At 60.5% G+C, this 9841-nt stretch carries 8 protein-coding genes; 2 read left to right on the top strand and 6 right to left on the bottom strand.

What is annotated here, in order from left to right:
• The 6 genes from LQR33_RS01790 to LQR33_RS01765 form a co-directional block, all read right to left on the bottom strand.
• Positions 1-1269: FHIPEP family type III secretion protein (locus tag LQR33_RS01790; RefSeq protein ID WP_231467192.1), on the bottom strand; the 1269-nt coding region annotated here is incomplete at its 3' end.
• A gap of 106 nt (positions 1270-1375) precedes the next feature.
• On the bottom strand, positions 1376-2530 hold the full coding sequence (sctW, locus tag LQR33_RS01785) for a type III secretion system gatekeeper subunit SctW (RefSeq protein WP_166440466.1): 1155 nt from the start codon (positions 2528-2530) through the stop codon (positions 1376-1378).
• Positions 2520-4250, bottom strand: a complete 1731-nt coding sequence (sctC, locus tag LQR33_RS01780; RefSeq protein ID WP_221667104.1) for a type III secretion system outer membrane ring subunit SctC — start codon at positions 4248-4250, stop codon at positions 2520-2522. The genes sctW and sctC overlap by 11 nt, the downstream gene beginning before the upstream one ends.
• The gene (gene invF, locus LQR33_RS01775; RefSeq protein WP_231178826.1) at positions 4247-5014 is read right to left on the bottom strand and encodes an AraC family transcriptional regulator InvF; all 768 of its coding nucleotides are present in this window, start codon (positions 5012-5014) and stop codon (positions 4247-4249) included. The genes sctC and invF overlap by 4 nt, the downstream gene beginning before the upstream one ends.
• A 420-nt stretch (positions 5015-5434) precedes the next feature.
• Positions 5435-5839, bottom strand: a complete 405-nt coding sequence (locus LQR33_RS01770; RefSeq protein ID WP_221667105.1) for a hypothetical protein — start codon at positions 5837-5839, stop codon at positions 5435-5437.
• A gap of 51 nt (positions 5840-5890) precedes the next feature.
• A complete protein-coding gene (locus LQR33_RS01765; RefSeq protein WP_221667106.1) occupies positions 5891-6271 on the bottom strand; it encodes a CesT family type III secretion system chaperone in 381 nt (126 codons plus the stop codon).
• Positions 6272-6837: 566 nt separating this feature from the next.
• On the opposite strand from LQR33_RS01765, the gene LQR33_RS01760 reads away from it, so the two are divergent.
• Both LQR33_RS01760 and LQR33_RS01755 read left to right on the top strand, forming a co-directional pair.
• On the top strand, positions 6838-8499 hold the full coding sequence (locus tag LQR33_RS01760) for a HilA/EilA family virulence transcriptional regulator (RefSeq protein ID WP_231178825.1): 1662 nt from the start codon (positions 6838-6840) through the stop codon (positions 8497-8499).
• A 144-nt stretch (positions 8500-8643) separates the two neighbouring features.
• Positions 8644-9840 (top strand): PrgH/EprH family type III secretion apparatus protein, encoded by a 1197-nt coding sequence (locus LQR33_RS01755; RefSeq protein WP_231467190.1) that lies wholly within the window; start codon positions 8644-8646, stop codon positions 9838-9840.
• Position 9841 lies beyond the last annotated feature (1 nt).

Raw genomic sequence — 9841 nt, 5'->3', positions numbered from 1 at the left:
CTCGTTGATCAACACCGCCGCGCGGTTATCCGGCATCGAGGAGGAATCGCTCAACATCATCTGCGGCAGGCGAACGCCGTAATCGATGAAAAACTGGCTGCGCAGACGCTCCGCCAGCTGCATGCGCTCCAGTTCGGCGCGGCGCGCCTTGGGCACCAGCAGGATCAGCGGCACCGTCTCGGTGGCCACGCGGTCCAGATTGCTGATCAGCCCCAGCGAGCCATCCGAGCCCGGCTTGCCTGATTCGGCCGCCGCGCCGCCCTGAGCCGTGCGGCCGCCAGCCGGCTGGCCAGGCGCGGCGGCGGTCCGCTCCGCGCGCCGCTTGAAATAGAACAAGCCTCCCAGCGCGCCGGCCAGGATCAGGAACACCAGCAGAGGAAAACCCGGCAGCATGCCCACCGCCAGCGCCAGCCCCGCGGTGACCACCAGCACAAAGCGGTTGCCCAGCAATTGGCCCACGATATTGCGGCCCATATTGTCGCTATCGCCGTTGACGCGGGTGACGATGAAGCCGGCGCTGATGGCGATCAGCAGCGCCGGAATCTGCGCGACCAAGCCGTCGCCGATGGTCAGCATGGTGTAGGTGGACAGCGCCGCTGACAGGCTCATGCCGTGTTGCGTCACGCCGACGGCGATGCCGCCGACGAAGTTGACGAAAATGATGATGATGCCGGCGATGGCGTCACCCTTGATGAACTTCATCGCGCCGTCGAAAGAGCCGTACAGCTGGCTTTCCCGCTCCACCACGCTGCGGCGCTCGCGCGCGCCGTCGGCGTCGATGATTCCGGCCCTCAAGTCGGCGTCGATGCTCATCTGCTTGCCCGGCATGCCGTCCAGCGAGAAACGCGCCGCCACCTCCGCCACCCGCTCCGAACCCTTGGTAATCACGATGAACTGCACCACCGTGACGATGGAGAACACCACGAAACCCACCGCCAGGCTGTCACCGATGACGAACTGACCGAAAGTGGCGATGATCTCGCCTGCATCAGCCTCGATCAGGATCAGGCGGCTGGTGCTGATCGACAGCGCCAGCCGAAACAGCGTGGTGATCAGCAGCACGGACGGGAAGGTAGAAAAACTGAGGATGCGGTCGATGTAGAACGAGCCCATGAACACCAGCATCGCCAGCACGATGTTGAGGCCGATCAGGAAGTCCACCAGATAGGTGGGCAGCGGGATGATCAACATCGCGATGATCATCACCATCAGCAGCAGGATCAGCAACTCAGGCCGCGAGCGCGCGCCGTTCAACAAAGAAGTCAACACCGTCATTCATCCAGAAAATCAGACGCTCAATGCGCCTTTCACAAGGGAAAACAGCAAGCGAAATCCTGCGCGGCAGGGCTTGGCTGGCGGCTCTCTCCCAAATGGCTCACCGCGCTCTGCGCCGCTCCGCCAACTCATGCCGATAAACGATTCCGGCCAGGTGGCGGAACTCGTCGAGCAAAGCGTCTAGCCATCCCTCGTCGGGAAACAACCTGGCAGGCAAAGACTTGCAGGCCTGGTACAGCGCGTGCAGCAGGGTGGAGCGATCCGCATGGAGGCTAAGCAAGGCGGTATCGCCCACGGTTTCCGCCAGCAGCTCGTCCAGCTCTTGCGGTTGCTGCAGCAGCGACAGCAGCAGAAACAGCCAGTCAGCCTCATTGGGGTTGAAGCCGCGGACGGCGGGGTTGGCCAACAGACGGCCGATGAACAGACTGTCGGCGGAGCGCAGCAGCTTCAGCTGGGTCAGCCTGCCGAGCAGATCGCCGAACTCCAGCCTCGAGCAGCTGGCATCCAGCGAATCGATGTCAGCCAGCAAGGCCCCCTCGATGAAATCCAGCACCTGCGCCCGGCGCTGGTAGCCGTAACTGGCCACCCAGTCCTGATAGATCTCCGCCTCGCCCGCCTCGCTTTGCAGGAACTGCCGGTAGCTGGCCCGCAGCAGCCCGGGGCTCAGATCCAGCGCCTTTCCGAACAAGCGCGCCTTGAGCGCGCAGTTGATGCCGGCTTTCAGGGGCCGCGGCTCCGCCTCGTCTTCCACCTGATCCAGCAGCGCTTGCAGCCGCTTGCGCGTCACCTCGTCCAGCTGCCGGCGCCGCAGCAACTGGCGCAGCACCAGCACCAGATCGCTGTCGTCGGGAAACTGCGAGCGCGCACGGCGCAGCAATTCCTCGGCGGTGTAGCCGGGCGACTTGGCCACCTGCAGTATTTCCTGCGCCTTGGGCAGGGCATCCTCGTCAAGCACCCGCTCAAAGCTATCCGCCAGATTGCCCCGCTTCTTGTCGTAATCGCGGCGGCTGCGGAACTGGGTGAGCACCGCCGCCATTTCGTCGGCGGATTGGGCGGCGCGCTGCAGCAGCGCTGCCGGATTGGTCTCTTCCGCCAACTCCGCTTCGCTCATCTGCGCATCGGTCTGCTTCGATTCGCTTTTCAGCTGAGCCTCGTGCCGAACATCCTTTTTGGCATCGCGCTTGGCGTCCAGCTGAGCCTGCTGCTTGGGCGTGCGCAAACCCAAGGCATGCTGCTGGCGAGCGTTAATCTCCATGGCCCGCGCCCTCCCGCCGCTCCAGGTAGCGACGCAGTTTCTGCTGCAGCGGATCCGCGTCCAAACCACCCTGCCGGCTCAGTCCGGCGGCCAGATCGCTGGCGTCCGGCGTCAGCGGCGCGTCGATCTCGCGCGGCTGGATCAGAAACACCCGCACGCTGTTCGACAAATCCTTGCGCTGATAGCGAAACAGGCTCCCCACCAGCGGCAATTGGCCCAAGCCCGGCACAGCCGCCCGGTTGTCGCTGCTGGCGTCGCGGGTGAAACCGCCTATCAGCAGGCTTTTGCCCTGCGGCACCCGCGCCACCGTGCTGATGCGCGTGCGCCCCACTTCCGGCGTGGCGGCGTCCTTATTGTCTTTGGAGTAATCCGGCGCGCGCGCCTCGCTGCCGTCCTCGATGTTCAGCGACATCTCGATCTGGCCATCGGCGCTGAAGCGCGGCAGCACGCTGACCAGCGTGCCATAGGTCACATGCTGCAAGTCGACGCTGCGCTCGCCTTCCAGCTTGGTGTAGAAAGTGCGGTTGTTATCAAACACGGCCGGCACATTTTCCTGCGTCAGCAATACCGGCCGCGACACGACATTGGCCTTGTTCTGCTGCGACAAGGCCATCACCGACGCGATGAAGCGGCTGCCGTCCAGCGTGCTCAGCGAGCCGGAACCATTGAACGACACCCCCAGCCCGCCTCCGACGGCAAGCTGCCCGCTCCACTCCACCCCCAGCCGGTTCAAATCTTCCTTCTGCAGATCGATGATCCACAGCGACAGCTCGACATGGCGCTTGGCCACATCCAGCGCGGACACCAGATTCTCGATGAAGCGCACCTGTTCGGCCGACCCCTTCACCAGCAGGCTGTTGGTGTCCGGATAGGCGATCACGCGGATATCCCCGGCGGGGCCGTCCTGCGGCGGCGGCTCCGGCAGCGCCGCCTTGGACGGCAACGGCAACCCCGGCAATGGCGGCAGGCCCACTTGGCTGGCCGCGTCTTCCGCTCGCGCGGGCAGCGCCGGAGAAGGCGGCAGGGATGGCGCCGGCGGCGGCAGCATCCGCACCGACTTCCCCTCGCCCGTCAGCAATTTCTCTATCACCGTGGCCATGCCGGGGATCACCAGCTTCTGGTCGCGCAACTCGTAACTGCGGTCGCCGACGAAAGTGTTGTTGAGCTTGATCACGCCTATCTTCAAACGACCCAGGTCCATGCCTTCGCTCTGTTTATCCATGAACCCGGCCGCATTGATCACCAGGTCCACATAGATCGGCGGGCCCGACACGTAGAAAGCGCCGCTGCGGCTGTCGCCGCGCAGCGGATAGCGTTTGTCGTAGAGGCCGGATTTGCGCAGAAAGCCGTTGAAGGCCGACAAGGACACATTGCGCAGCGCCACCACCGCGTTGCGGGTTTCGCTGGCGTCGTAGACATAGATGGATTGGCCGTCGTGATACCAGACCAGCCCCAGTTGCTGCGTCATCCTCTCCAGCAGCGCCTGCGGATTGCTGAGGTCGAACTCGCCGCTGACCTGCTTGCGCGCCGCCTGCTTGCTCAGAATCACCGGCTTTTTCAACTTGGAGGAAATCGCGTCGAAAAACGAACGCAGGCTGTCCTTTCTGGCCACATAGCCAGCGCCATCGGCAGCCTCGCCCGGCTCCGGCGCGGCCACCGCCCCGGCGGCCAGACACAACGCGCACACCAGCCATAACGCGTACGAAAAACACTTGTTCATTTCACGCTTAGCGGGATGATATTGGACAGACTGCGTGGAGAAACGCCGATCAATCCCTTGATTTCATTTGAAAAGTGCGATTGCGAGGAATAGCCGTGCTTCAAGGCCAGCTGGGTCAGGCTTTCTCTGCCCTCAACCACGTCCAGCAGGGAACGCGCCATCCGCCAATCGCGCAGCGCGGTCTTGGCCGCATTGCCCAGGGCATGACGGCACAAGCGGCGGAAATGGGAGCGCGACACGCCGTAACGCTCGCCCAACTCTTGCAATTTGTCTCCGCCTGCCGACTGCGCCAACAAAAAACGCACCAGCCAATAGCTTTCATTGCGACGCAACAGGGTCAGCAAGGACGAAAACGGCTCCGCAGGCTCCAGCAACTGGTTCAGGAACCAGTACTCGCAACGGCGCCGATCCGACCATAGAGACAGATCATCCTGCGGCAAGCGCGCGCAATGCCGCTCGGCAGAACACGGCGCCAGGCCATTGGCCTCATCGACGAAGGCCAGCAATTTGGCCAGCGCCTCCAGCCGAACCGGATGAAAACCAAGACTGCCGGACGCCACCGTCAGCTTCAGGCGGTCCAGCAATAACAGCCCCTGCCAGCCTGACGGCAGAGTCCAAACCTCACGGTCGGCTTCCCAGCTCAATTCAAGCCGAGCCCCGCCCTTGGCCAGGGGCAGCAAGAGCCAAGCCTCCTGGCCGGCGATCTCTCTCCGGCCGGAGGCCTCCAGGCTTTGCAGGGGGTTCAATACATTGTTCTCTGTCATCGCATGAAATCCAGGCCCGGCGGTTGCCGGGATGACGACAGTGTGTATTAGCGAAAGGAAGGAATCCTGATGGGAATATGATGGCGAGGTAAAATTGACTATTGCAAAGCAATATTAATTCGACAGTTGAATATCAAACAGACGCCTTAAATTGCGTAGCAGACTTCCTCACCCAAGCAGTACAACTAAATCCTGAGCGACGAGTTACACAAGGGCATGAATGGGATAGCCGCCACTCCAGAAGCTGGCCTCCTATTCAAATTATCTCACCTATTCTTACTTGGTCTTTTAGAGGACAGCTCAAGCACACACCACATGAACTAATGAAGGATTAAATCATTAAAAAAATCAACTTCGCAGCACAATGCAAAATCCATGACAATCCAGGGCCATGCATCGACGCACAGCCCTGGAAAAACATCAACCGTTCCCAGGATTTGATTTATACATATTTTGCTTATCAACAGCCCCCGCCAACATCATGCCACCGAAATTCATTGCTGCCGCCGTTAAATTTCCCTCCTGAAGCCAACCGGCCGCAGAGTTAGCAAACCCTGTGCTATTGCTTATCTCGCCTGCCTCCACCAGTTTAACATCCCTAACATAGCTCTCAGCCTTGCCCTTTGATATATTATCATCGCCATGACTACCAAGATTTCCATTAACAAAATTAACAGCCTTTCCAAATGGCTGCGAAGAGTCAGCAGTCCCTTCATGCAGATACTGCCGCGTATCAGACAACGGTTTCGGATCTTCACTTTTTATCAAAGACTTATAAGCTTGCGTACTTTGTACGCCGCTGTTGCTTGTCGAATCCACTGGCATTACACTACCACCTTTCAAGTTAAAGAAACAACATATTCAATACAAAGCCAATTACAACACCCTACTATCAATCACATCTTCCAACTTCTGAACAAAATCTTCAAACAGCAATGGCAAACCAAATTCATCCATCATTCTCAAGTCAAATCGCCGCCACATCACCAGATGCTTGCCATCATCGGTCACTGCTGCGACATAAGGAAAAGCCTCACCATTAATGAGGTTTATCTTTAAGAAATCCACAGCCGCCCGACTATCAAATTGATCGAATATTGAAAACAAAACCAAATAATCAGCAGGCGACTCCACCAGCCTCACACTCAGCGTTCCATCCACTCGAATAGAAAAATTAACGCCATCACCCCAATTCGGAGCTGAACACCCAATCTTTGAAAAAAGATTTTCAACATGCGCACAAAGCTGAGGATTCAAGGACCATCTCCATAATTACGGTCATCATAAACCGCTAAGCCACTTAAAAGAACTGCAAATAGAAGAAAGCTTAGCGAACATTGAAAGCAGCTACTCTGACATTCTGGCTATGCTCTTGCTCAGTAGGCTATTTACCTTTACTACTGCCAATAAAAAGAACACGGTCAGACTCAAAATCTTGTCACTATCCACATTACCCCGCAGTCCACCCCCCTACTTTCATAAAACGCCCATCTGTGACTGGCTACTCAATGCTTTAGCCTCCCCAGCATCGCCTAAGGCTCGCCAGCTCAATTGCCGCAAACCAACAAGCCCTGGCTCAACAAGAATGAAAGCGAGCATCGTCAGCAGGCGCGTTCCTGCCACGACATCCTTCACTCCGTCGCATCCAGCGAGATATCTGATGAGCTGGCCCTCCTCTCCCAGACAACAGACCCCCATAACAATCCCATTGTCAACCTCCCTCACTCCTGATATTGTGTTTGATATGATATCAATTATATCGAACAATATTTACAAAAATGGGCCGTGAGAAGTTACGGTCCAACCCTCAACAGGGGATAGAGATGATGAACAATGATGGCTTCATGAACCGGCAGTTCGTCTTCGGCGATTTCATCCTGCACTTCGACGGCATGCTGACCCACGGCGAGCGGCAGCTGGGCATCCCGCCCAAGGAACTGGCGGTGCTCACCGTGCTGCTGGAAGCCGCCGGCGAATTGGTGAGCAAGGATGAGCTGCTGGACAGGGTATGGCCCGATGACGACGTCAACGAGGAGTCGCTGACTCGCTGCATCTACGCTTTGCGCCGCATCCTGCTGGAGAGCAAGGAGCAGCGCTACATCGACACCGTCTACGGCAAGGGCTACCGTTTCTGCCGCCCCGTGGCCATGGTGACTCAGCACAGCGTGCCGGCGACAAGCGCCTCGGTCGCGGTGCTGCCCTTCCGCATGGAAAGCCCGCAGGATGCCCAGGCGCTGCATGGCGCGCTGGTGCAGAATCTGGCGCGTTACGCCCCCTACGGCCTCTGCGTGCTCCCGGCCACGCTGACCCGGCATTGCCATGCCATCGGCGATATCCACGCGCTGCTGGAGCAGCTCGCTCCCGACTACTACCTGGCTGGCCAAACCCAAGGCGCGGGCGAAGCCTGTATCTTGCGGGTGGAGCTGATCCGCTCCCGCGGCCACCAGCTGGTCCATCACGAAAGCATCTCGCTATCCGGCTTGCACCCGGCGGCGCTGCAAGCCCGGCTGAGCAATCTGCTGGCGCAGCGCATCCCCGGCCTGCGCGTCAGCCGGGTTGGTGAGATGGACGCCGCCGACACCGCCATCCCCTACCTGAACGCCATTCACGAATTGCGGCAGCATACGCCATCCAGCCTGCTGCGCGCGCTGGGCCAGCTGCATCGGTGCGTGGAGAACGCCCCCGGCCACACGCCATCCTGGCGCGCTCTGGCCGAATGCTATCTGGCCTTGGCGCAACTGAGCCTGTTCGATCAGGAGCTGGCGCTGGAACAAGCCAGACAGGCCGTCGACAAGGCGGTGGAACTGGATGCCGCCCACCCTCAAACGCTTGGGCTGCTAGCCTTGCTGGGCAGCTTGCGCGGCGAGCATGCGCTGGCCGACGCGCTGTTCGAGCAGGCGCGGCTGCTGGCGCCGCAATCGGTGGAAGTGCACTGCTGCCACGCTTGGCATCTGTTTTTATCCGGCCGGCTGAACCAGGCGCAAAACGCGCTGGACGCCAGCCTAGAGCGCGATCCCTCCCGCATCGCAGCCAGCATCCTCAAGCTGTGGCTGACCTTTTGCCAAAACCGCCTCGGCGATGCCATCGCGCTGGGCAAGAGCCAGTTGCGCCGCTATGGCCAGGACCATCCGGTGCTGCAAAGCCTGCTGGCCTTGATCTTGTCGCAGCAGCAACAGCATGCCGAAGCGCTGGAGCTCACGCATGCCGTGCGCGCCGCGGGCGAAGAGGCCGGTCTGCTCATGCTCAACCGCTACAGCGTGGAATATGCCAGCTCCGGCGACTGCGCCCCGCTGCAGGCGCTGCAGATCGACAGCCGCCATGTGCGGGCCAGCCTGCTGCCGCTAGTGCTGGCGCGCGACGGCCGCGAAGCGGCGCTGCTTCTATGGGGGCAGTTGCAGGCGGGGCGCTACCCCTGGCTGCCGGCATGGCGGCACGACCCGCGGCTGGCGGAACTGTTCGCGCCGCAAATGTCGGCGGCGGCGTGAGCCACCCGTCAAGCCGACAAGATTCAGATGCGAATCTGATCCGCCGCGCCGAATCTGATCGGTTTTTCATCAGGAATGACATAGCCCGCGCGCATACAGTGGCCGCCGATATCGACTCGCCCAGCAGCCTTGAATAAGAACACCATGCTTGCAGAAGACAACCACCCATCCGAGACGGCCTCCATCGTCGTGCGCCTGCTCAACAGCGCCTTGCGCGGCTGCGAGTTTTTGCTGCGCCCCGGCAGGACGCTGTTTTTGGTCGGCCCCAGCGAAGCCCTGGCCGAGCCCCACCAATTGCCGGAGTTGCCAGGAGACACGCTGTACGTGCCGCTGGCCGACGGCGGCGTCAACTTCGAGATCCTCATCGATGAGGATGCGCAAATACGCGAGCTGGGCCAGGACGAAGTAGCCGAATATCCGGCGGGCTTCAATCAGATCATCCGGGTGGGCGCGCTGGAACTGGCGTTGCGCCCTCAGGACCAGTCCTGGCTGCCGGAAGTGCTCAACCATCCGCGCCAGACCGATATCCTGCCCACGAAGCCTCCGCGCCGCCGCAACCGCTGGCTGGCTATTCCCGCCCTGCTGGCGTTGCTGGCCGCGGCGGCGCTGGGCTTCGGCAGCTACGAGCAATGGCAGGATAGTTCTCAACGCAAGACAACTGAGTTATCGGCGCTGCTGGGCAACGATCCTCAACGCTTTCAGATACTGCCAGGACAAGATGGCCGCTTTTACGTCGCGGCCGGCAACGAAAGAGATACCGCCTGGGCGCGGCAAGCCTTGTTGCGCGGCGACGACCCCCGCGCGTCTGAAGTCATTACTCCCTTGCGCGAAAACGAACGCATCGGTCGTTGGCTGGCCGGAGCCTATCCGGACCTGGCGTATTACTGCCTGCAATTGAATGATCCGCGCCACCCCCAGCTCTGGATCAGCCTGCAGCGCGCCGCGCTGAGCGCGGAAGACAAAATGCGCCTGGCCGCCCGGCTGGTCGAGCGCCTGCCTTACGCCGACAAGGTGGAGATCGTCCCGGTGGACGACGCCGCCGCCGCTCGCGAAGCGGAAGCCGGGCTGCGGCGGTTGGCGTTGCCCTTTCGCCGAAAGGACAACCCGGACAGCGTCGTCTTCGCCATCTCAGGTTCGCTGGGCGACGACGAGTTGCAGCGCGCGCGCCAGTTCGTCGACCGCTATTACCGCCAATGGGGCGGTCGTTACGTGCAGTTCGCCATCGAGTTGAAGGACGACAGTCTCAAGGACAGGTCCTTCATGTATGGCAATCAGGGCTACATCAAACTTGATGCCAGCCATTGGTACTTCCCACACACTTCCTCAACTTCAGGAGAATAAG

The sequence above is a fragment of the Chromobacterium piscinae genome (assembly GCF_021129175.1).
GTDB classification, from domain to species: domain Bacteria; phylum Pseudomonadota; class Gammaproteobacteria; order Burkholderiales; family Chromobacteriaceae; genus Chromobacterium; species Chromobacterium piscinae.
The sequence above is the reverse complement of the archived record's forward strand: the minus strand, read 5'-3'. Positions and strand labels throughout refer to the sequence as shown.